Origin of the sequence: Anaeromyxobacter diazotrophicus, assembly GCF_013340205.1 — a bacterium.
Classification (GTDB): domain Bacteria; phylum Myxococcota; class Myxococcia; order Myxococcales; family Anaeromyxobacteraceae; genus Anaeromyxobacter_A; species Anaeromyxobacter_A diazotrophicus.
Window position 1 is genome coordinate 15385 of sequence record NZ_BJTG01000014.1, and the last position, 22292, is coordinate 37676.

Here is a 22292-nt window from a genome sequence, read left to right on the forward strand (position 1 = left end):
CCGGCGGCGCACGGCCGCCGGCGGCGCCCCGCGGCTACCAGACCTCGCAGCGGTCGGCGCCGGCGCGCACCATCGGGCTGCCGGCGGGGCAGGAGAAGGCCTCCTGGAACGCGGAGAGGTTCGCCAGCGGGCCGTTGACCCGCCAGACCGGCGGGGCGTGCGGGTCGGTGGCGGCGCGCAGCCGGGCCGCCTGCGGGCGCACCGCCGTGCACCAGGACTGGGCGTAGCCGACGAAGAACGCCTGCTCGGGGGTGAACCCGGCCACCGGCGCGGCGGGCTTGCCGGCGCGGCTCGCCAGCCAGGCCGCGTAGGCGAGCTTGAGCCCCCCCAGGTCGGCGATGTTCTCTCCCAGGGTGAGCTTGCCGTTGAGCTTCACGTCGTCCACCGCCACGTAGCCGTCGTACTGCTTCACGACGCAGGCGGCGCGCCGGTCGAACTCCGCCCCCACCGCCGGCGTCCACCAGTCGCGGAGGTTGCCGAGCGCGTCGTACTGGCGGCCCTGGTCGTCGAAGCCGTGGGTCAGCTCGTGCCCGACCACCATGCCGATGGCGCCGTAGTTCACCGCGTCGGGCGCGCCGCGGATGAAGAACGGCGGCTGCAGGATGCCGGCCGGGAAGACCATCTCGTTCATCGACGGGTTGTAGTAGGCGTTCACCGTCGGCGGAGACATCATCCACTCGTTGCGGTCGACCGGCTTGCCGATCTTGGACAGATCGCGGTTCACCTCGAACGCCTGCGCGGCGAGGAGGCTGTTGAAGTAGGAGGCGCGGTCCACCTGCAGGGTGGCGTAGTCGCGCCAGGAGTCCGGGTAGCCCACCTTGTTCACCACCTTGGCGAGCTTCTCGCGCGCCTTGGCGCGGGTCGGGCCGTCCATCCAGGCGAGGCCGTCGAGGTCGCGCCCCATCGCGCCCTCCACGTCCGAGACGAGCTGGTGCGTGCGCTCCTTGCCGTCCTCGCCGAAGTGGCGGCGCACGAACGCCTGCCCGAGCGCCTCGCCCAGCGCGCCGTCGGTCGCGTGCACGCAGTCCTTCCAGCGCACCTCCTGCTTCTCGGCGCCGGTGAAGTTCTTGGAGAGGAACGCGAACCGCTCGTCGTAGAACGCCTTCGGCAGCGCCCGGTGGCTGGCGGTGGCGGAGAGGACGCGCCACTTGAGGTAGGTGCGCCAGGTGGCGGGCGGGGTGGACCCGAGGAGCTCGTTCATCCGCCCGAGGAAGCGCGGGGTGGTGGTGCTGAAGGCGGTGAGCCCGCCGTGGCCGAGGGCGTCGAGGTACGTCTTCCACGGGAAGCGGGGCGCGGCCTGCTCGAGGCCGGCGAGGTCCACCCGGTTGTAGGTGCGCTGCGGGTCGCGCATCTCGACCCGCGTCCAGTGCGCCTCGGCCAGCGCGTGCTCGAGCGCGTAGATCGCCTTCGCGTCCGCCGCCGCCTGCGCCGGCGCGGCGCCGGCCAGGCCCAGCATGCGGACGAGGTGCTCCCGGTAGGCCTGCTGGATGGCGGCGCTCTTCGGGTCGTCCTTGAGGTAGTAGTCGCGGTCCGGCAGCGACAGGCCGCCCTGCTCCACCACCCCGATCACCTGGGTCGCGTCCTTCGCGTCCTGGTCGCTCTCGAGCCGGAAGAGCGGGAAGACCCCCTGCTTGTGCAGGAGCCCCAGCTCCTGGGCCAGGCCCGGGACGTCCTTCGCCTGGTCGATGCGCGCCCAGGCGGCGAGCAGGTCCTTCGTGCCGCGCGCCTCGATGCCGGCCTCGTCCATGCACGCGGCGTAGAAGTCGCCGACCTTCTGCGGGAAGCGGTCCTTCGCGTCGAGCTGGCCCGCCGCGTCGGCGTCGGTCACCTGGCGCAGGAGCGCGACGTTGCGCTCCTCCACCTCGGAGAAGCCGCGGCTCCAGATGGACTTCTCCGGCGGGATGGGCGTCCTCGCCAGCCAGCCGCCGCAGGCGTAGCGGTAGAAGTCGTCGCACGGCTTCACCGCCGGGTCGACGATGGAGGGGTCGATGCCGGGCGTGGCGGGCGCGGGCGCCGACACGGCGGCGGCGCCGGCGGCAGAGGCGCCCGGGGCGGTGGCGCCGGTGGACTTGCAGGCGAGCGCGAGCGCGCAGGCGAGCGCCGCGGCGGGGACGGTTCTGGACACGGGATTCCTCCTGGGTGGGTTCAGGGGCGGGGACGCTTGGCGATGCGCTCGGCGCGGCGGACGGCCGCCTCGGCGGCGCGGCGCGCCTCGTCCTCGGTCTCGGTGAGGAGCAGCGGCGCCTTGGCCGGCTTGCCGTCCTTCCCGAGCGCGACGAAGGTGACGAAGGCGTCGCAGCACAGCCGCTGCTCGCCGCTGCGCGGGTCCTCGGACTCGACCGTCACCTCGATCTCCATCGAGCTGCCGAAGACCGCGTTCACCCGCGCCTTCAGGATGGCGATCTGGCCGACGCGGATGGGGCCGTGGAAGGCGAGCTGGTCGATGGAGGCGGTCACCACCGGCATGCGGGTGTGGCGCATGGCGGCCATGGCGGCGGCCAGGTCGATCCACTGCATGACCCGCCCGCCGAAGGCGTTGCCGAAGCTGTTGGCGTAGCCGGGCAGGACGAACTGCGTCATCTCGACGCGCGAGCTGGAGGCCAGCTTCGCGGAGGTGAGCTCGGACATGGACGCGACGTATAGCGCGGCGTCAGGGCCAGGCGCTACGTTCTACGCATGCCGCTCGAAGTGACGCTCATCGACTACGCCCGGGATCCCCTCACCAAGCTCTACGGGGCCTACCGCACCTGCTACACCCCGAAGACCCCCGCCGAGGTGTGGGCCGAGATCGGCGACGGTCGCATCGCGCCGGCGACCATCCGCGACTTCATCCAGGAGCGGCTCAAGACCGGCCACGCCTCGCCGCTCGAGCAGGTGGTCTTCTGGTTCGGCATCTCCGGCGTCTCGCGCTCGCTCAGCCACCAGTTCGTCCGCCACCGCATCGGCATCAGCTTCGAGCAGCAGTCGCAGCGGTACGTGAAGTACAAGGAGGAGCGGCTCGACTACGTGACGCCCAAGACCTGGGAGAAGACCCCGGGGATGCGGGCCGAGTACGACCGGCTCATGGCGGAGATCACGCGGGTCTACCAGCTCGCGCTCGAGCGGGGCATCCCGGCCGAGGACGCCCGGTTCGTGCTGCCCAACGCGACCCCCACCAACTTCCAGGTGATGGTCAACTTCGCCGAGCTGCTCCACATCGCCGACCTGCGCCTGTGCTGGCGCGCGCAGTGGGAGATCCGCCACATGGTGGCGCTCATGCGGCGCGAGATCGTGAAGGCCGTCCCCGAGATCGGCGGGTACCTGCAGCCGAAGTGCGGCGACAAGCGGATGGGGTACTGCGACGAGCCGGTGAAGGACTGGGAGCAGTGCCCCATCGGCAAGGTGCGCCCGCACAAGGAGCAGATCTTCGAGCTGTTCCGGCAGTACAAGTCGGGCCACCTCGTCCCGCTCGGCGAGGACGATCTCCGAAAGGTCGAGGACGCCGGCAACGAGGAGTGACAAGATGGCGGCCTCCCCGAGGGGCCTCCATGTCACCTTGCGTCAAGCTCGCCGCCGCGCTCGCCGCCGCCCTCCCGCTCGCCGCGGCCGCCCAGACGGCGAACCTGCAGGGCCGCGCGCTGGGCGCCCCGGGCGGTCTGGCCGTCCCCGGCCTCTCCCTCGCCGGCGCCGAGGAGCCCACCGCCGTCCAGCTCAACCCGGCCGGCACCGGCTTCGTGGCCGCCCCCACCCTCCAGTACTTCCACGAGGGGCGCCGCGGGACGGGGCTGGGCGAGGACGGGTTCTGGCTCACCGTGCCGGCGTTCGGGCTCGTGCCCACGCTCGCCATGGAGTGGATCCGCCCCCAGGACGGCGGCGGCGCGCGCTTCCGCAAGACCACCTTCGCGCTCGCCCTCCCCGCCGGCCAGCTCGCCTCGCTGGCGGTGGCGGGCAACTTCTACTCCTCCCCCGATCCGGCGCTGCAGAAGCTGTGGAGCCTCGACGCGGGCCTCACGCTGCGCCCCACCCGCCACCTCTCCCTCGGCCTCGCGGTGCGCGGGATGAACGCGGAGCTCTCGGGCCGGCGCCTGCCCATCGGCTACGACCTGGGCGCCGCGACGCGGCTGCTCGGCGACGGCCTCACCCTCTCCGCCGACCTCCTCTCCGACGATCAGGGGCGCGGCGACCTCATCGCGCGGGCGGTCGCGCTCGGGGTCGGGGTCGAGCTCGCCTCCGGGCTCGGGCTGCGCGGGCAGCTCCAGCTCCCCGCCCACGCCGGCCAGACCGGCCCCTACGGCCAGGTCTACGGCCAGCTGGCCCTCGTCCTCGACGCGCCGCACGCCGGCGTGACGCTCGGCGGCGGTGGGGGCCAGGGGATGGACCAGAGCTGGGTCGTCGGCGCCCGCCTCTCCGCCGAGCGGTACCGCGGGCGCGGGTTCATCCCGCAGCCGGTGCCGAACCTCGACCTGGCCCGCGCGCTGTCGCGCTCGCGCTCGCTCCTCTTCCCGGTGGACCGCGACCGCTGGGGCGCCCTCTTGGCGCGGCTCCGGCAGGTGCGGGACGACCCGAGCGTGCCGGGGCTGGTGGTGCGCATCGACGACCTGCCGGTGGGCCACGCGCGGGCCGAGGAGCTCCGGCGCCTGTTGCTGGAGGTGAAGGCGAGGAAGCCGGTCGTGGCCTACCTCGCCGGCGGCGGGCTGAAGGAGTACCACCTCGCCACCGCCGCCACCGCGGTGCTGGTGCCCCCCTCCGCCGCGCTCTTCCCCGCCGGCCTCGCCTCGACGACGCCGTTCCTGGCGCGCGGCCTGGGCAAGCTCGGCGTGACCTTCGACGTGGTCGCCGTCGGCCGGTACAAGAGCGCGCCCGACCCGCTCGTGCGCGAGGACATGAGCGAGGCGCAGCGCGAGGTCACCGAGGCGGTGCAGGCCGACGTCTTCGACCGCGAGGTGCGCGCCGTCGCCGAGGCGCGCCACCTCCCCGAGGCGCGCGTGCGCGAGCTGGTCGACACCGGCGTGTTCAGCGCCGACGAGGCGCGGCAGGCCGGGCTCGTGGACGGGCTCGCCTGGCCCGACGAGCTCGAGCTGGCGGTCGCCGCCCGGGTCGGGCACCGGGTGCGGCTCGCGGCCGGGCTCGACGAGTCGCCGCCGCGCGCCGCCCAGCGCTGGGGGCCGCGGCACAAGATCGCCGTGGTGCGGGTCGAGGGCGCCATCGCCGCCGGCCGGAGCCGGTCCGCGCCGCTCGGCGACGACGGCATCGCCGGCGCCGAGACCATCGCTGCCCTGGTGAAGCGGGCGGCGGGCGATCGGGAGGTCGCGGCGATCGTGCTGCGCGTCGACTCGCCAGGCGGCGACGGCCTCGCCTCCGACCTCATCTGGCGCGAGGTGGTGCAGGCGCGCCGGGCCGGCAAGCCGGTGGTGGCCTCCATGGGCGACCTCGCGGCCAGCGGCGGCTACCTCGTCTCGGTGGCGGCCGACGCCATCGTGGCCGAGCCCTCCACCCTCACCGGCTCGATCGGCGTCTTCGCGCTCAAGCCGGACCTGTCCGGCCTGCTCGGCAAGCTCGGGGTCTCCACCGTCACCGTGAAGCGCGGCCGCCACGCCGACCTGCAGTCGTTCACCCGCCGCTGGACCGAGGAGGAGCGGGCGCTGGTCGAGCGGGAGGTGCGCGCCTTCTACGGCGTGTTCGTCTCGCGCGTGGCCGAGGGGCGGCACCTCGGGCGCGAGGCGGTCGAGCAGGTGGCCCAGGGCCGGGTGTGGACGGGCGCCCAGGCGCTCGAGCGCGGGCTGGTGGACGCGCTCGGTACGTTCGACGACGCGGTCCGGCTGGCGAAGGAGCGCGCCGGACTCCCCGCGGACGAGGAGGTCGAGCTCGCCGCGTTCGAGCCGGAGCACGGCTTCCTGGGCGACCTCGCCGGCGGCCTGGAGCTGCAGGCGGACGCGGGCCCGCTCGACGCCATCGCCCGCCTCCCGGAGCTGCGCGCGGTGTCCCTCCTGCTCGAGGTTGGCCCGCTGGTGGCGCTCCCGCCGGGCTGGTTCGGCGCCTGGGAAGGAAGCGGCGCCGGGCAGGAGCCCGGCGCGGAGGCGGGGCCCGGGCCGAGGTGACGTCGGGTTGGGCTTTCGCCGGTTGCGCTTTTTTGCTAAAGATCGAGTTGTCTCCCTCCCGCTCGCGATCTAGGTTTGCGGCGAGGGGCAGACCCCCGCCTGCAGGCTCGCTCGACGCATTGAGGCGCCGCGATGCCGCAGCGGACGCGGCGCCGGACCTACGGCGGCGCGGCAGCGGGGGCGGGCGGAGCAAGCGGACAGTGAAGTCGATCCCGCGCTCCGGCCACGCATGGCCAGCCCAGGACGCGCCGCGGTGTGCCAACGAGCCCCGCGGCCGGAGCAGAAGACAGCATGACCGAGAACGAGCAGACCCCGCCCGCGGGTGACGCGCCCGCTCCCGCCGCCCCAGTCTCCGAGCAGCCCGCCGCCGCAGCCGCCGGCGACGGCCAGGGTGGAGGCGCGCCGCAGGGCGCCCCCGGCCAGCCCGGTCAGGGCCGCCGCCGCCGCCGCCGCCGCGGGCGCCGCGGGCGCGGTGCCCAGCCCGGCCAGCCGGGTCAGCAGGGCGCGCCCAACGGCCAGGCGCAGGCGCCGTCCGCCGCGGCCGGGCCGGCGACCGCCGGCGGCGCGCCGCAGCCGCAGGGCCAGCCCGAGCAGACCGAGGAGGTCGAGGGCGTCCTCCAGTTCGAGGGCAAGGGGGTGGGCTGGCTGCGCGACCCGAAGCGCAGCTACCTCCCGCAGTCGCTCGACGTCGAGGTGCCGCGCTGGCTGGTGGAGCGCATGCACCTGCAGCCGGGCGTGCTCGTGAAGGGCGTGGCGACGGTCCGCAACATGAAGCGGATCCTGTCGCGCGTCGACCAGGTGGAGGGGACCGATCCCCTCGCCGTGGCGCGGCGGACCCACTTCCAGAACCTCACCGCCACCGATCCGACCGAGAAGCTCCTCATGGAGACGCGGCCGGACGAGATGGTCGGCCGGGTGCTCGACCTCATCGCGCCCATCGGCCTCGGCGCCCGCGCGCTCATCACCTCGCCGCCCAAGGCCGGCAAGACCATCATGCTGCAGCGGATCGCCCAGGCGATCACCGGCAACCGGCCGGACGTGCACCTCATGGTGCTGCTCGTCGACGAGCGCCCCGAGGAGCTCACCGACATGCGGCGCAACGTGCAGGGCGAGGTGATCGGCTCGTCCAACGACCGGCCCGCCGAGGAGCACATCCACGCCGCCGAGATGGCGATGGAGCGCGCCCGCCGGCTGGTCGAGGGCGGCAAGGACGTCGTCGTCCTGCTCGACTCCATCACCCGCCTCGCCCGCGCCTACAACCGCGAGATCGAGTCCTCCGGCCGCACCCTGACCGGCGGCGTCGACAGCCGGGCCCTGGAGCGCCCGAAGCGGCTCTTCGGCTCCGCCCGCAAGGCCGAGGAGGGCGGGTCGCTCACCATCATCGGGACCGCGCTCATCGACACCGGCTCGCGGATGGACGAGGTGATCTTCGAGGAGTTCAAGGGCACCGGCAACATGGAGGTGGTGCTCTCCCGCCAGCTCGCCGAGCGGCGCATCTTCCCCGCCATCGACATCGCCGCCTCGGGGACGCGCAAGGAGGAGAAGCTCTTCCTCCCCAAGGAGATCGAGAAGATCCGCAAGCTGCGCGGCGCGCTCGCCTCCCTGAAGCCGGTCGAGGCGATGGAGCGACTCCTCAAGAAGCTCTCCGAGTTCGACTCGAACGACGAGTTCCTCGCCAGCTTCTAGCCGCGTGTAGGGCGTAGCCCTACCTCTCCCGCCGTGTGCGAGCGGGGTTGCTCTCCCCCGCCGTGGGGGCGCATGATGCGCTCCGCCGGCGGGGGCCGGCGTGGGGTCCATGGGCCAAGACCGCGTCTTCATCGTCGACGACGACGAGCTCATCCTTCGCGCGCTGGCCCGGATCCTCGACGGAGCCGGGTTCCGCACCCGCTGCTACGTCTCGCCCGAGGAGGCGCTGGCGGCGCTCGATCGCGACCCGCCGGCCGTCATCATCTCGGACTACATGATGCCGACGATGGACGGCGTCACGTTCCTCAAGCAGGCGCGCGCGCGCCTGCCGGACGCCGCCCGCATCCTCTGCACCGCCGCCGAGGACTTCCGGGTGGCGCTGCAGGCGGTCAACTCCGGCGAGGTCTACCGGATCATCTCGAAGCCGTGGCACCAGCAGGAGCTGCTCGCCACGGTCACGCAGGCCATCGACGCCGCCCGGCTGCGCCGCGAGAACGAGCGCCTCACGGGCGAGGTGCAGCGCCAGAACGACCAGCTGCGCGAGATCAACCTGCGCCTGGAGGAGATGGTGCGGGAGCGCACCCAGGCCCTGCTCGAGGGGCTCATCTCCGCCCTCGACTACCGCGACGCCGAGACGCAGTGGCACTCGCGCCGCGTCTCGCTCTACGCGCGCCGCCTGGCCCAGCAGCTCGGGATCGGCGAGCCCGAGATCACCACCATCGAACACGGCGCCCTGCTCCACGACATCGGCAAGATCGGAGTGCGCGACGGCGTGCTCCTCAAGCCCGGCCCGCTGGCCGACGACGAGTGGATCGAGATGAAGCGCCACCCGGAGCTGGGGTGGCACCTCTTGCAGCGGGTGGACTACCTGCGCACCGCCTCGATCATCGTGCTGCAGCACCAGGAGCGCTGGGACGGCCAGGGCTATCCGGCGCGGCTGCGCGGCGAGGAGATCGTCGTCGGGGCGCGCATCTTCCACGTGGTGGACACGCTCGACGCCATGACCAGCGATCGGCCGTACCGCCGCGCCCGCCCGCTCGCCGACGCGCGCGCCGAGGTGCTGCGCTGCCGGGGCACCCAGTTCGACCCGGCGGTGGTGGACGCGTTCCTGGCGGTGCCGCCGGAGGAGTGGGAGCGCATCCGCCTCGACGTGGAGACCGTGGCGGTGCTCTCGGCCGACCTGGCCGAGCGCCCGCCGCTCGCCGTGAGAGACGTCCCCCGCAGTCCCCCCGACCTGCTCGCCCGGAGAACGCAAGCATGACGCGCCTCGCCGCCACCGCCACCCTGCTGCTCCTCGGGAGCGGCGCCTGCCGCGCGCCCACCGCCACCCGCACCGGCGACGCCGCCACCGCGGCGGCCGCCGCGCGCGCCGAGCCGGGCTCGCGCCTCGTCTGCGAGGACGAGCGCCCGACCGGCAGCAACATCCCCGTGCGCCGCTGCTACCGGGTCATGGACGACGTGCAGCGCGACCACGTGCGCGACGCCACCATCGACCAGCTCAACCAGCGCAGCGGACAGATGAAGCAGGGCGGGTAGCTCCCGCGCCCGGACCTCAGCGCGGCAGGGCGCGCTCGCGCTCGCGCGCGAGGTCGTCCGGGAAGCGCTCCGCCAGCACCGCCGCGAGCCGCGCCGGGCCGTCCGGGTCGGCGTGTGGCGCGAGTCGCTCGCGCAGCGCCTCGGCGGAGGGCGGGCGGCGCGCGGGATCGCGCGCCAGCGCCTCCAGCACGACCGCGGCCAGCGCCCGCGGGACCTCCGGCGCGAGCTCGCGCGGCGACGGCACCGGCTCCTCGGCCGCCCGCTCCAGCGCCAGGAGGTCGCCGCCGCCGGAGAAGAGCGGCCGCCCGGTGAGCATCTCGTGCAGCACCACCCCCAGGGAGAAGAGGTCGGAGCGCGCGTCCACCTCGCCCCCCCGCGCCTGCTCCGGGCTGACGTAGCCGGCCCGGCCGCGCACCACGCCCGGCTGCTCCGGCGCGCCGCGCAGGCCCGCCTGGGCCAGCCCGAAGTCGGCCAGCTTCACCTCTCCGGCGAAGGAGAGGAGCACGTTGCGCGGCGAGACGTCGCGGTGGACGACGCCGAGCGCCCGCCCCGCGCCGTCGCGGCGCGCGTGGGCGTGCGCGAGCGCGGCCGCCACGCGCTCCGCCACGAAGGCCGCCAGCGCCGGCGACAGCCGCTCCCCCCGCGCGGAGAGGGCCGCCAGGAGCGCCTCGAGGTCTTTCCCCGGGACGTACTCCATGGCGAGGTAGTAGCTCGCGCCGTGCTGGCCGAGGTCGTCCACCCGCGCCACGCAGGGGTGGTCGAGCTGGACCGCGATCCGCGCCTCGTCGAGGAACATGGTCACGAGCGCCGGGTCCTCCGCCAGGGTCGACCAGAGCCGCTTCACCGCCACCAGCCGGCCGGCACCCTCCCCCTCGGCCACCCGCGCCACGAACACCTCCGCCATCGCCCCGGCCGCGACGCGGTCGAGCAGCAGGTACCGGCCGAAGGGGACGGGGTCGCGCATGGAGAGGCGGCGCGGCCGGGCCGCCGGCCCGGTGCCACCCCCGGGAGTATAATCTCCTCATGCCGACGAGCTGCCACGGCTGCGGCGCGGAGCTGCGCATCGACGGGCCGGTGGGACGGCGCACCACCTGCCCCGAGTGCGACGCCGACCTGCACGCCTGCATCAACTGCGCGTTCTACGACGAGGGCGCGGCCCACGCCTGCCGCGAGCCGCACGCGGAGCACGTGCTCGACAAGCAGGCCTCCAACGCCTGCGACCTCTTCCACCTGGGCGACGGCGCCTCGCGCCGCCGCGTCCGCTCCCGCGCCGCCCGCGACGCGCTCGGCGCCCTCTTCGGCGAGGCGCCCGGGCCGGCCGAGGAGGACCCGCGCGACGCGCTCGAGGCGCTGTTCCGCAAGCGCTGATAGGCAGGGGCCCGCGTGAAGCTCGTCACCTGGAACGTGAACGGGGTGCGCGCCCGCGAGGCGCAGCTGCGCGAGCTCGCCGAGCGGGAGCGCCCGGACGTGGTCTGCCTGCAGGAGATCAAGGCGACGCCGGCGCAGATCCCGGCGCTGCTGTTCGACCCCGCCGGCTACTGGGCGTACTGGCACGGCGCGTCCGCCTACTCGGGGGTGGCGCTGCACGTCCGCCGCGAGCTCGCGCCGGCGCGGCCCGCCTTCGCGCACCCGCCGTTCGACCACGAATGCCGCGTGGTCACGGTCGAGCTGGGCCCGCTCACGGTGGCCTCGATCTACGTGCCGAACGGCGGCAAGGACTTCCCCGCCAAGCTGCGCTTCCTCGCCGCGCTCGAGGCCTGGACCGAGGCGGAGCACGCGCGCGGCCGGCAGCTCCTCCTCTGCGGCGACCTCAACGTGGCGCGCGCCGAGGTGGACGTGCACCCCAAGGAGCGCAAGCCCGGCGCCATCGGCCAGCGGCCCGACGAGCGCGCCCTGTTCGCGGAGCTGCTGGGCCACGGCCTCGTCGACACCGCGCGGCGCCTCCACCCCGACGACGACGCGCTCTTCACCTGGTGGGCCCCCTGGCGCAGCCTCCGCCAGCGCAACATCGGCTGGCGCATCGACTACGTGCTCGCCAGCGAGGCGCTCGCGCCGCGCCTCACCCGCTGCGACAGCCTGCGCGAGTTCGGCACGAGCGACCACGCCCCGGTGGTCGTCGAGCTCGCCTGAGGGCCCACCGGCCCCGCCCCGCAGCGCGCCAGGCGCACCGTCCGTCTCGGTCTCCCTCCCCCGCGAAGCGGCAGACGACTCATCACATCTTCGCAAACGCCTCGAGCTGCGGGACCCCCGCGGGCTCACCCCTCTCCCTCGCCCCGCGGAGCGGGGAGAGGGCCGGGGAGAGGGGCCTCGCAACCACGTTCGATCTTTGCGGCGGTCCCGCGCGAGCGGGCTGTGTTCGGCAGAGAGGGGCGCAGCAGGTGGGCGGGCGGCGCCGCGCTGGCGGGCGCCGCGGTGTGGCGGCCGTAGCACGCGAGGCGGCGCCGCGCGTACGAGGCGGCGGGGCGTGGTCCGGCTCGCGACATTCTCTGAGGGTGAACACGCGTGACCGGCGGCGATGCATGGCCGGACAGACCGTCATTCACGGCGTGTCACTATCCTGGGTCGTCCCGCAAGGGAGCTTGACGCGTTCCAGCGCGGATCGCGCTTCGGCGGACGCGAAGGCGCGAGGAGACCTCTCCCGCGGCCGCGCCGGGCCGCTCCGAGGCGCGGCGGCCGGCCGAACCCGTTCTCGCCGGGTGTGGTCGCCGAATGGTCCCTGCGCGAGCCTCGCGCGTCCCAGGAGCCCGCCACAACGCATGAGACACTCTCCGTATGACCGACGCCCGCGCCCTCTCCCGCCGCATCGCCTCGCTCCTCGCCGAGGAGCGGAACCGACTCGCCGACTTTCTCGTCGCCCTGGCGGACTTCGACCGCCAGCGCGGGTGGGGCACGCTCGGCTACGCCCCGCTCTTCCAGTACCTCGAGCGCGAGCTCCGGCTCACGAGCAGCGCCGCCGCTCGTCGGATGACCGCGGCTGCGCTCGTCCAGCGCTTCCCCGCCGTGGTGGAGCCGCTCCGCGACGGCCGCGTCTGCATGTCGGTCGTCTACGAACTCTCGAAGGCGCTCACTCCGGAGAACGCGGAGGAGGTGCTGCCGCGCTTCTACGGCCTCTCGAAGCGCGGGGCGGAGGCGCTCGTCGCCGAGCTCAGTCCGGTCGCGAATCCGCCGCGCCGCGAGGTGGTCACGGCCGTCGTGCGGGCCGCTCCGCCGTGTGCGCCCGCAGCGGCGGAGGCGCTTGTACCCGAACGGACTTCGCCGGCGAAGTCCGAAAGGGTACAGCCAGACGCAGACCTCTTCTCCGCGCCGGCTCGCCCGCGCGACGAGGTGGTGCCCCTCGACGCCGACCTCCGCCGCTACCACGTCACCCTCTCGAAGGCGTTCCTCGCCAAGCTCGACGCCGCCAAGGACGCGCTCTCCCACGCCATCCCCGACGGCGACACCGAGGCGGTGCTCACCGCCGCGCTCGACCTCCTCCTCGAGAAGACCGCCCGACGGCGCGGCCTCGTGAAGCGGCCGCGGCCGGCGCCTCAGAAGCCCTCCGCCGACCCGCGCCACGTCCCGGCGGCGGTGGCGCGGGAAGCGTGGAAGCGGGACGGCGGCCGCTGCAGCTTCCGCCTGCCGGACGGGAGCGTCTGCGGCTCGACGAAGCGACTCGAGCTCGACCACATCCACCCGGTGGCGCTCGGCGGGCGCAGCACCGCCGACAACCTGAGAGTGGCTTGCTGGGATCACAACTCCCTGCACGCGGAGCACGTCTTTGGCCGGAAGCACATGGACCAGTACCGGAAGGACGCGGACCGGAGCGCTCCATCCACCGCCGCTGGCGGAAGCACTTCTGGGGCGTGCGGCGAGGGCGCGCAGACCGCTGGCGCGACGTGAACGCTGGGGCAGTGCGGCACCGGATCGTGAGCCGATCTTGCGGCCGGCGCGGCGGCCGGGGAGCGACGTCTCGCTGGCGCCGGTCACCGGACGGTGCCCTGCCTCGACGGCGGCCGCGAGACGGCCACGCACCTCTCTGCTGGCTTGGACGGGCCGAGGGAGACTCGCGTCGAATCATGAATGGACCGGGGAGAGGGGGCCGCTCAAGCACGTTCGAGCCGCGAAAGCTTCGCCTTCCCCGCTCACCGCCCGCTCTCGGCGAGCCACGCCAGGTACCGCTCGCTCCCCTCCTCCACCCGCAGCGCGATCACCTCCGGCACCTGGTACGGGTGCAGCGCCAGGATCCGATCGCGCAGCTCCGGGAACCGCCCGGCGGGCGCCTTGAGCACGAGCAGCGCCTCCTGGTCGTCGCAGACCTTGCCCTCCCAGCGGTAGATCGATCGCACCCCGGGCACGACGTTGCCGCAGGCGGCGAGCTGCTCCTCGACGAGCGTCCTCGCCAGGCGCGCCGCCGCCTCGGCGTCGGGCGCCGTGACCAGCACCACCAGGGCGTCCGTCACAGCCCCTCCGCCTTCGCCACGATCTCCTTCATGATCTCGCTCGCGCCTCCGGCGATGGTGAGCAGCCGGACGTCGCGCCAGGCGCGCGCGACGTCGGTCTCCACCACGTATCCCATCCCGCCGTGGAGCTGCATGCAATCGTAGGCGACCCGCTGCGCCAGGTCGCAGGCCACCAGCTTCGCCATCGAGATCTCCTTCACCGCCGGCTCGCCGCGCGCGAACAGGTCGGCGGCCCGGTAGGCGAGCCAGCGCGCGGCCTCGACCGAGGAGCGGTGCTCGGCGAGCTTGTGGCGCCACACCTGCATCGACACGAGCGGGCGGCCGAAGGCGCGCCGCTCGCGGCCGTAGGCGAGGGTGTCCTCCAGCATGAGGTCCATCGCCGCCACCGCCATCAGGGCCGCCGCCAGCCGCTCGCCCTGGAAGTTCTGCATGATGTGGACGAAGCCCTGGTTCTCCTCGCCCAGCAGGTACCGCCGCGGCACGCGGCAGTCGTCGAAGAAGAGGAGCGCGGTGTCGGAGGCGAGGTTCCCCACCTTCTCCAGCTTCTTCGAGACCGCGTAGCCCTTCACGTCCGTCGGGAAGGTGAGGAGGGACAGCCCGCCGTACCCCGCCTCCCCGGTGCGGACCGCGAGGGTGAGGAAGTCGGCGCGGGTGCCGTTCGTGATCCAGGTCTTGCTGCCGTTCACCACCAGGTCGTCCCCGTCGCGCCGGGCGGTGGTGCGGAGGGCCGCGACGTCCGACCCCGCGTCCGGCTCCGAGATGGCGAGCGCCGCGATCTTCTCGCCCCGCAGCGCCGGCGCCAGGAACTCCCGCTTCTGCTCGTCCGTCCCGAGGTCGGCGATGACCGGCGTCGCCATCTCGCCCTGGACCAGCATGGCCATGTTGAGCCCGGCCGAGCGCGAGCGGGCCAGCTCCTCGACGTACGCCACCACGTACCAGTAGTCGAGGCCGGACCCGCCCCACCGCTCCGGGTGACGGATGCCGAAGTACCCCAGCTCCCCGAAGCGCTGGAAGAGCTCGCGCGGGAAGAGGCCCGCCTCGTCCCAGGCGCGCGCGTGCGGGGCGAGCTCGCGCTCGCACAGCTCGCGGACCGTCTTGCGGAACGCGCGGTGATCCTCGGTGAAGGGCTCGAAGGCGACGGGCATGCGCCTGTCCTAGTCCGCCCGGCCCCCTCGGGCCGCGCCCGCCCAGGGCGCCGCCTCGGCGGCGTCCTCAGCCGCCGCAGCCGCCGCCGCTCCCGGCCGGCCGGGCCGCTCCGGTCCCTCCGCCCGACCCCGGCCCCGGCGCGACCCGCCAGATCGTCCCGTTGCCGTCCTCGCTGACGAGGAGCGCGCCGTCCCGCGCCACCGCCACGCCCACCGGCCGCCCCCACACGCGAGCGTCGTCCACGACGAAGCCGGTCAGGAAGTCCTCGTACTCGCCGGTCGGGACCCCGTCCTTCAGGAGGAGGCGCACGACCTTGTAGCCGGTGCGCTCGGTGCGGTTCCACGAGCCGTGGAAGGCGGCGAAGCCGTCGCCGCGCCACGCCTCCGGGAAGGCGGCGGGCGCGCCCGCCGGCGGGTCGTAGAACGCGAGCTGCAGCGAGGCGGAGTGCGCCTGGAAGAGCACGTCCGGCAGGGTCGCCTTCCCGGCCAGGTCGGGCCGCTCGCCGCGGCGGCGCGGGTCCTCGTTCGCGCCCAGGTAGTACCAGGGCCAGCCGTAGAAGGCCCCCTCGCGGACGCGGGTCGCGAAGTCCGGGACGAGATCGTCGCCCAGGCCGTCGCGCTCGTTCACCGCGCACCACAGGTCGCCGGTGCGCGGGTGGACCGCCAGACCGACGCAGTTGCGCAGGCCGGTCGCGAAGACCTTGCCGCCGCCGCCGCCCGGCGCGAAGGCGAGCACGTCGGCGCGCCGCGCCTCGTCGCCCCAGGCCGCGCCGGGCGCGTTCGCGGCGTCCCAGCGCGCCGCCTCCTCGCGGGACTTCGTCCCCATCTCCTCCCCCGCGTTCGAGGCCGAGCCGACCGACACGAACATGCGCCGGCCGTCGGCCGAGAAGGCCACGTCGCGGGTGGAGTGGCCGCCGGTCGCGGGCGAGAAGCTCGCCACCACCACCTCCGGCGGCCCGCGCGCGGCCAGGTCGCCGGGCTGGTAGGCGTACCGCACCACCCGGTTCTCCTCGGCCACGTACAGCCAGGCGGGCGCGGCGCCCGGCGGGTAGAAGGCCATCCCGAACGGTCCGTCGAGGCCCTTCGCGAAGGTCTCGGCGCGCTCGGCCTTCCACGCCCCGGGGCCGGCGCGCAGCACCCGGATCCGGCCGGCCGCCGTCTCCGCCACGAACAGGTCGCCGTTCGGCGCGACGCGCAGGGCGCGCGGGTTCTCGAGCCCGCTCGCGAAGCGCGCCACCGCGAAGCCCTCCGGGGCGCGGAGCGCGGCCCCCGGCGGCGCGGGCACGACGTCGGGGCCGTTGCCCGCCGAGCGCGTGGCGTAGGGCGCCGGCAGGTCGGCCGCGGTCAGGTGGCGTCGCACCCCCGGCGCATCGCCCCGCCAGCTCCCCGAGGCCGCCGCGCCGCGCTTCGCCACGGGCGTGGACAGCGCCAGGAGCGCCAGCGCGGGCAGGGCGAGGAGGGCGCGCACGGGCCGTGGCCTAACCGCGCGCGGGGGCGGGCGCAGCGCGGGCCCGCGGGGTCACGGCGGCGGCGCCACCGCCACCACCGGCGCCGTGCGCCGGCTTCCCCAGGCAGTCCCGTATGCCACCCCGGCCACCGCCAGCGCCGTCCCGGCCAGCGCGGGGAGCCCGGGCTTCTCGCCGAGGAGCGGCAGCGCCAGCGCGTACTGGGCGATGGGGGTGAGCTGCAGCCACACCGCCGCCTCGGAGACCGACAGCGCGCCGTAGGCTTCCGTCATGAGCACCTGCGCCGCGAAGGCGGCGAGCGCCACGGCCAGCGCCACCGCCCAGACCGGCCCGAGCGCCGGCCACGGATCCAGCGCGAACGGGAGCACCACCGGCAAGCCGGCCAGGCAGAACCAGAAGAAGATGGTGGGGGCGTTGTCGGTGCCGCGCATGGCGCGGATGACGTTGGCGCTCGTGGCCGCGAAGACGGCCGCCGCCACCGCCGCCACCTCGCCCCAGCCCACCCCCACCCGCAGCGCCCCCTCGCCGAGCACGAGCGCCACGCCGCCGGTGGCCACCAGCAGCGCCACCACCAGGTGGACGGTGGGGCGCTCGCCGAAGGCGAAGAAGGACATCCCGGTCGCCAGGACGGGGAAGAGGTTGTAGAGGAGCCCCGCCTCGCCGGCCGGGATGCGGGCCAGCGCCGCGAAGTAGAGCACCACCACCAGTCCCCCGGAGAGGCCCCGCGAGACGAGCAGCCGGTAGTTGCTCGGGCGGTAGAGCGCGGGCCGGAGCCGGAACACCGCCAGCGAGACCAGCGCCCCCACCGCGAAGCGCACCACCGACAGGTGCCCGGCGGTGAAGCCGCCCGGGCCGCGCGACAGGCGGCGCGCCAGCACGGCCATGAGCCCGAAGCAGACGGCGGAGCCGGCGAGCTCGAGCCGCGCCAGCGCGCGGCGCCGCGCGTGCGCCCGGTCCGTCATGCCGGCTCGACCGGCTCGGCGATGGGCGCCGGCGGGAGCCCCTCGGCCGGGCGGTGGCCGAGGACGCTGCCGTACACCACGCCGCAGGCGCCGAGCACGAGGCCGCAGGCGCCGACCGGCGAGAGGCGCTCGCCCAGGATGGGGAGCGCCCACAGGAAGCTGGCCGCCGGGGTGAGCTGCTGCCAGAGCGCCGCCTCGGCCACCGTGAACACGCCGTAGGCGTGGGTCATGAGGATCTGCGCGAAGAAGGAGAGCACGCCCACCGCCACCGCCAGCGCCCACAGCCGCGGGTCGGTGGGCCAGGGCCCCCCCGAGAACGGGGCCGCCATGACGAGCCCGCCCAGGCAGAACGAGAAGAAGATGGTCGGGGCGTTGTCGGTGGGCCGGAGGGCCCGGATGGCCACCACCGCCCCGCCCCCGAGCACCGCCGAGGCGAGGCCGGCCAGGACGCCGGCGTCGGCGACCGCCAGCAGCGCACCGGCGCCCGGCGCGATCACGAGCCCGACGCCGACGGTGACGAGCGCCAGCGCCAGCGCGAGGTGGACCGTCGGCCGCTCGCCCAGCGCGAAGACCGAGATCCCCACCGCGAAGACGGGGAAGAGGTTGTTGAGGAGCGTGGCCTGCCCGGCCGGGATGCGCGCCAGCGCGATGAAGTAGAGCAGCACCGCCAGGCCGCCCTGCAGCCCGCGGCTGACGAGGAGCCACCGCCGCACCGGCCGGAAGGTGCCGGGCCGCAGCCGGAACAGCGCGAGGGTCATGGCGGCGCCCACCGCGAAGCGGACGGTGGTCATCTGGGCGGCGGTGAAGCCCGTCCCGCCGCGCGAGGCGAGCCGCGCCACCGAGGCCATGAGCCCGAAGAGCGCGCCCGAGACGAAGAGCTGTCCGCGCGCGGCGAGCCGTTTCGTCTTCATGACGCGCGGATCGCCTCGAGCTCGGCGGCGAGCGCGCCGGAGAAGCGCACCAGGTCGGCCTGCGCGGCCCGGAACCGGAACAGCGCCAGCTCGCCGCCGGGCCCGCCTCCGCCGGCCGCCTCGGCCAGGAAGCCGGAGAGATCGAGGCCGATCTCGACCACCGCGCCGCCCGGGGTCGCGCCGAGCTGGACAGCGAGGGGCGCCTCGCCGCCGGCGCGCCAGGCGAAGCCCTCGCCCTCGCCGCGCAGGAGCGCCGCCGTGGCGGCCAGGAGCTCGTCGACCTGGGCCGCCGCCACCCGCAGCGGCGGCAGGCGCACGAGCGGCCACCACTCGCCGTCGCGCGCGTCGTGGTACTCGACCGCGGCGGTCGCGAGCAGGTCGAGCGCAGGCTCGGCCGCGCCGCCGCCGGGGGGGCCGGCGGGCGAGGCCCGGCCCGCCAGGGTCAGCGCACAGCGCAGCGCGCCGCGGTCGTTGCGAAGCTCGGCCATGTGCCCCGTGGAATACCGCCTTTCGCCCGGCGGGGGAACGGCGTGAGCGCTCCGTCGCTGGCCCTGCGGGGCAGAGCCGGTTAAGACAGCGAATCCATGAGCGAGCCCGAAACCATCGTCGTGAAGGGGGCCCGCGAGCACAACCTGAAGTCGGTCCAGCTCGAGATCCCCAAGAAGAAGCTGGTCGTCTTCACCGGGGTCTCCGGCTCCGGGAAGAGCTCGCTCGCCTTCGACACCCTCTACGCCGAGGGCCAGCGCCGCTACGTCGAGTCCCTCTCCTCGTACGCGCGCCAGTTCCTCGGGCAGATGGAGAAGCCCAAGTACGACACCATCCGCGGGCTCTCCCCGACCATCTCCATCGAGCAGAAGGCCGCCTCGAACAACCCGCGCTCGACGGTGGGGACCATCACCGAGGTCCACGACTACCTGCGCGTGCTGTACGCCTCCATCGGGGTCCAGCACTGCCCGAGCTGCGGGCGCCCGGTCGGGAAGCAGACGGCCCAGCAGATCGTCGAGACGCTCCTGGCCATGCCGGAGGGCTCGCGCCTCCTCCTGCTCGCGCCGCTGGTCCAGAACCGCAAGGGTGAGTACCGCGAGCTCCTCGGCGACGCGCACAAGCGGGGCTTCGCGCGCGTCCGGGTGGACGGCGTGGTCCACTCGCTCGAGGAGCGGCTCGTCCTCGACAAGAAGCTGAAGCACGACATCGAGCTGGTGGTCGACCGGGTGGTGGTGAAGCCGGACCTCCGCGCCCGCCTCACCGACTCCGTCGAGACGGCGCTGCGCGAGGGCAAGGGCACGCTCATCGCGGCCGACGCGGCCCAGGAGCAGAAGGTCGGACCGGGGGTCGATCCGGAGGAGTACAAGAAGCACGACCGCTTCTTCTCCGAGCAGAGCGCCTGCCCGGTGTGCGGCCTCTCCTTCGGCGAGCTGGCGCCCCAGAACTTCTCGTTCAACAGCCCGCTCGGCTCCTGCCAGGAGTGCCAGGGCCTCGGCACCCGCGCCGAGATGGACGTGGACCTCATCATCCCCGACCCGTCGCTCACCATCCGCGAGGGCGCCATCGACCCGTGGGCGAGCGGGATGGAGAAGGGCGAGGGCTGGACCTTCGAGTTCGTCGAGCACCTCTCGCGCGCGCTCGGCATCGACCTCGACACCCCCTGGTCGAAGCTGCCCAAGGCGCAGCGCGAGATCGTCCTCAACGGCAACGAGGGGACGAACCGCGCCCGGATCGTCTGGGAGGGGGTGGTGAACCAGCTCCACCGACGGTTCAAGGCGACCGGCTCGGAGGCGATGCGGCGCTACTACATGCGCTACTTCTCCGACAAGCCATGCCCCACCTGCCAGGGCGAGCGCCTCCGGCCGGAGAGCCGGGCGGTGGAGATCCGCGGCAAGAGCATCGTCGAGCTGTCGGGCCTCACCATCACCGAGGCGCACGCCTGGCTCGACCAGCTCGACCTCCAGGGCCACCAGGCGCGCATCGCCGACGAGCTGCTCAAGGAGATCAAGAACCGCCTCAAGTTCCTCCTCGACGTGGGCCTCTCCTACCTCACGCTCGACCGGCCCGGCCCGTCGCTCTCCGGCGGCGAGAGCCAGCGCATCCGGCTCGCCTCGCAGATGGGGTCCGAGCTCACCGGCGTCATCTACATCCTCGACGAGCCGTCGATCGGGCTGCACCAGCGCGACAACGGCAAGCTGCTCGGCACGCTCAAGCGGCTGCGCGACATCGGCAACTCCGTCATCGTGGTGGAGCACGACGAGGAGACGATGGAGGAGTCCGACTGGCTGGTGGACTTCGGGCCGGGCGCGGGCGAGCACGGCGGCGAGATCGTGGCGCAGGGCACGCCCGAGGAGGTGAAGCGGCACCCCGCCTCGCTCACCGGCGCCTACCTCTCCGGCCGGCGAGAGATCGCGGTGCCGGAGCGGCGCCGCGCGGCGCACGGCGCGCTGACCGTCGCGGGCGCGAGCGCGAACAACCTGAAGGACGTGACGGTCAAGTTCCCGCTCGGCACCCTCACCGCGGTCACCGGCGTCTCGGGCGCCGGGAAGTCCACCCTGGTGAACGCGATCCTGCGCCCGGCGCTCACCCGGCTCCTCTACGGCACCCGCGAGGTGCCCGGGAAGCACCAGGCCATCCTCGGCCACGAGCAGATCGACAAGGTCATCGACATCAACCAGCAGCCCATCGGGCGCACGCCGCGCTCGAACCCCGCCACCTACACCAAGGTGTTCGACCTCATCCGCGAGGTCTTCGCCCAGACCCCGGAGGCGCGCGCCTTCGGGTACCAGCCCGGCCGCTTCAGCTTCAACGTGAAGGGCGGCCGCTGCGAGGCGTGCCAGGGCGACGGCATGAAGCTGGTGGAGATGCACTTCCTCGCCGACGTGCTCGTGCCGTGCGAGGTGTGCCACGGCAAGCGCTTCAACGAGGCGACGCTGCGGGTCCAGTTCAAGGGCAAGAACATCGCCGAGGTGCTCGACCTCTCGGTGCACGAGGCGATGGCGCTGTTCGCGAACCACCGCGAGATCCTGCGGGTCCTGCAGACGCTCGACGACGTCGGCCTCGGCTACGTGAAGCTGGGGCAGCCCTCCCCCACCCTCTCCGGCGGCGAGGCCCAGCGCATCAAGCTCTCGCGCGAGCTGGCGCGGGTCGGCACCGGCCGGACGCTCTACATCCTCGACGAGCCGACCACCGGCCTGCACTTCGAGGACACGCGCCGCCTGCTCCAGGTGCTCGACCGGCTGGTGGAGGCGGGCAACTCGGTGGTGGTGATCGAGCACAACCTCGACGTCATCAAGTGCGCCGACTGGGTGGTGGACCTCGGCCCCGAGGGCGGGGCCGGCGGCGGGCTCGTCATCGCCGAGGGCACGCCGGAGCAGGTGGCGGCGGCGAAGGAGAGCTCCACCGGGCACTACCTGGCGAAGGTCCTGCGCGCGCACCGCGCCCGCCGGCCCGCCACCGAGCGCAGCGCCTGAGCCTGGTCATGGACAGCAGCGCCCCCGTCCTGTAGGGCGGGGGTTCGCCGCCCGCCGTGCCGCGGCGGGCGGGACGAGCCCCGCCCCTACACGTCGACAGGAGCCCCAGATGCCCACCACCGTCGAGAACCTCCAGGTCGCCTTCGCCGGCGAGAGCCAGGCCAACCGCAAGTACCTCGCCTTCGCCCGGAAGGCGGAGAAGGAGGGCTACCCGCAGATCGCGAAGCTGTTCCGCGCCGCCGCCGAGGCCGAGACGATCCACGCGCTGGCGCACCTCGGCAACATGGGCGGCGTCGGCTCCACGCTCGAGAACCTGCGCGCCGCGGTCTCGGGGGAGACCTACGAGTTCACCGAGATGTACCCGCCCATGGTGGCGCAGGCGCAGGCGGAGAACCACAAGGCGCGCCACATGCTGGGGTTCGCCAACGCCGCGGAGAAGGTCCACGCGGGCCTCTTCGGCCAGGCGCTGCAGGCGCTCGAGGCGGGCGCCGACCTCTCCAAGATGGACGTCTACCTCTGCCCGGTCTGCGGCGACGTCGAGTTCGGCAACCCGCCCGACAAGTGCCCGATCTGCGGCGCGCCTGCGTCGAAGTACCAGAAGATCGGCTGACC

19 protein-coding genes are annotated in these 22292 nt (G+C 74.2%); 10 read left to right on the forward strand and 9 right to left on the reverse strand.

Translation table 11 applies throughout. From position 1 onward, the window contains the following. Window positions 1-34: 34 nt before the first annotated feature. Both HWY08_RS20835 and HWY08_RS20840 read right to left on the reverse strand, forming a co-directional pair. The gene (locus tag HWY08_RS20835) at window positions 35-2125 is read right to left on the reverse strand and encodes a M13 family metallopeptidase (RefSeq protein ID WP_176068877.1); all 2091 of its coding nucleotides are present in this window, start codon (window positions 2123-2125) and stop codon (window positions 35-37) included. A gap of 20 nt (window positions 2126-2145) precedes the next feature. Beyond that, complete coding sequence (locus HWY08_RS20840) at window positions 2146-2628, reverse strand: acyl-CoA thioesterase (RefSeq protein ID WP_176068879.1); 483 nt, start codon at window positions 2626-2628, stop codon at window positions 2146-2148. Between the two features lie 48 nt (window positions 2629-2676). Between HWY08_RS20840 and thyX the strand changes: the two genes are divergently transcribed. From thyX to HWY08_RS20865, 5 genes are all read left to right on the forward strand, one after another. Next, window positions 2677-3498 (forward strand): FAD-dependent thymidylate synthase, encoded by an 822-nt coding sequence (gene thyX, locus HWY08_RS20845; RefSeq protein ID WP_176068881.1) that lies wholly within the window; start codon window positions 2677-2679, stop codon window positions 3496-3498. 29 nt (window positions 3499-3527) lie between these two features. After that, a complete protein-coding gene (gene sppA / locus HWY08_RS20850) occupies window positions 3528-6077 on the forward strand; it encodes a signal peptide peptidase SppA (protein ID WP_176068883.1) in 2550 nt (849 codons plus the stop codon). A 291-nt stretch (window positions 6078-6368) separates the two neighbouring features. Next, window positions 6369-7763 (forward strand): transcription termination factor Rho, encoded by a 1395-nt coding sequence (gene rho, locus HWY08_RS20855; protein ID WP_176068885.1) that lies wholly within the window; start codon window positions 6369-6371, stop codon window positions 7761-7763. A 109-nt stretch (window positions 7764-7872) separates the two neighbouring features. After that, window positions 7873-9024, forward strand: a complete 1152-nt coding sequence (locus HWY08_RS20860) for an HD domain-containing phosphohydrolase (protein WP_176068887.1) — start codon at window positions 7873-7875, stop codon at window positions 9022-9024. Continuing rightward, window positions 9021-9299, forward strand: coding sequence for a hypothetical protein (locus HWY08_RS20865; RefSeq protein WP_176068889.1), 279 nt, complete (start codon window positions 9021-9023; stop codon window positions 9297-9299). Before HWY08_RS20860 ends, HWY08_RS20865 begins: the two co-directional genes overlap by 4 nt. A gap of 16 nt (window positions 9300-9315) precedes the next feature. Here HWY08_RS20865 and HWY08_RS20870 read toward each other — a convergent pair whose 3' ends face one another. Then, a complete protein-coding gene (locus tag HWY08_RS20870) occupies window positions 9316-10263 on the reverse strand; it encodes a serine/threonine-protein kinase (RefSeq protein WP_176068891.1) in 948 nt (315 codons plus the stop codon). A 59-nt stretch (window positions 10264-10322) separates the two neighbouring features. Here HWY08_RS20870 and HWY08_RS20875 point away from each other — a divergent pair, with 59 nt between their 5' ends. The 3 genes from HWY08_RS20875 to HWY08_RS20885 all read left to right on the forward strand — a co-directional run bounded on the left by HWY08_RS20875 (window position 10323) and on the right by HWY08_RS20885 (window position 13178). Beyond that, entirely contained in the window at window positions 10323-10667 is a 345-nt protein-coding gene (locus HWY08_RS20875; protein WP_176068893.1) for a hypothetical protein, read from the forward strand. Between the two features lie 15 nt (window positions 10668-10682). Further along, complete coding sequence (locus HWY08_RS20880) at window positions 10683-11429, forward strand: exodeoxyribonuclease III (protein WP_176068895.1); 747 nt, start codon at window positions 10683-10685, stop codon at window positions 11427-11429. Between the two features lie 642 nt (window positions 11430-12071). Next, a complete protein-coding gene (locus HWY08_RS20885; RefSeq protein ID WP_176068897.1) occupies window positions 12072-13178 on the forward strand; it encodes an HNH endonuclease in 1107 nt (368 codons plus the stop codon). A gap of 242 nt (window positions 13179-13420) precedes the next feature. Here HWY08_RS20885 and cutA read toward each other — a convergent pair whose 3' ends face one another. The 6 genes from cutA to HWY08_RS20915 all read right to left on the reverse strand — a co-directional run bounded on the left by cutA (window position 13421) and on the right by HWY08_RS20915 (window position 18710). Continuing rightward, a complete protein-coding gene (gene cutA, locus HWY08_RS20890; RefSeq protein WP_176068899.1) occupies window positions 13421-13738 on the reverse strand; it encodes a divalent-cation tolerance protein CutA in 318 nt (105 codons plus the stop codon). Next, window positions 13735-14883 carry an acyl-CoA dehydrogenase family protein gene (locus HWY08_RS20895; RefSeq protein WP_176068901.1) on the reverse strand — a complete coding sequence of 383 codons (1149 nt, stop codon included), beginning with the start codon at window positions 14881-14883 and terminating at the stop codon, window positions 13735-13737. Before HWY08_RS20895 ends, cutA begins: the two co-directional genes overlap by 4 nt. Before the next feature lie 67 nt (window positions 14884-14950). Then, the gene (locus HWY08_RS20900; protein WP_176068903.1) at window positions 14951-16351 is read right to left on the reverse strand and encodes a PQQ-dependent sugar dehydrogenase; all 1401 of its coding nucleotides are present in this window, start codon (window positions 16349-16351) and stop codon (window positions 14951-14953) included. 51 nt (window positions 16352-16402) lie between these two features. Beyond that, window positions 16403-17311 (reverse strand): DMT family transporter, encoded by a 909-nt coding sequence (locus HWY08_RS20905; RefSeq protein ID WP_176068905.1) that lies wholly within the window; start codon window positions 17309-17311, stop codon window positions 16403-16405. After that, the gene (locus HWY08_RS20910; protein WP_176068907.1) at window positions 17308-18222 is read right to left on the reverse strand and encodes a DMT family transporter; all 915 of its coding nucleotides are present in this window, start codon (window positions 18220-18222) and stop codon (window positions 17308-17310) included. The genes HWY08_RS20905 and HWY08_RS20910 overlap by 4 nt, the downstream gene beginning before the upstream one ends. Continuing rightward, entirely contained in the window at window positions 18219-18710 is a 492-nt protein-coding gene (locus HWY08_RS20915; RefSeq protein ID WP_176068909.1) for a hypothetical protein, read from the reverse strand. The genes HWY08_RS20910 and HWY08_RS20915 overlap by 4 nt, the downstream gene beginning before the upstream one ends. Before the next feature lie 96 nt (window positions 18711-18806). Between HWY08_RS20915 and uvrA the strand changes: the two genes are divergently transcribed. Together uvrA and HWY08_RS20925 are read left to right on the forward strand one after the other, a co-directional pair. Further along, the gene (gene uvrA / locus HWY08_RS20920) at window positions 18807-21680 is read left to right on the forward strand and encodes an excinuclease ABC subunit UvrA (RefSeq protein WP_176068911.1); all 2874 of its coding nucleotides are present in this window, start codon (window positions 18807-18809) and stop codon (window positions 21678-21680) included. Window positions 21681-21789: 109 nt separating this feature from the next. Beyond that, a complete protein-coding gene (locus HWY08_RS20925) occupies window positions 21790-22290 on the forward strand; it encodes a rubrerythrin family protein (protein ID WP_176068913.1) in 501 nt (166 codons plus the stop codon). Window positions 22291-22292 lie beyond the last annotated feature (2 nt).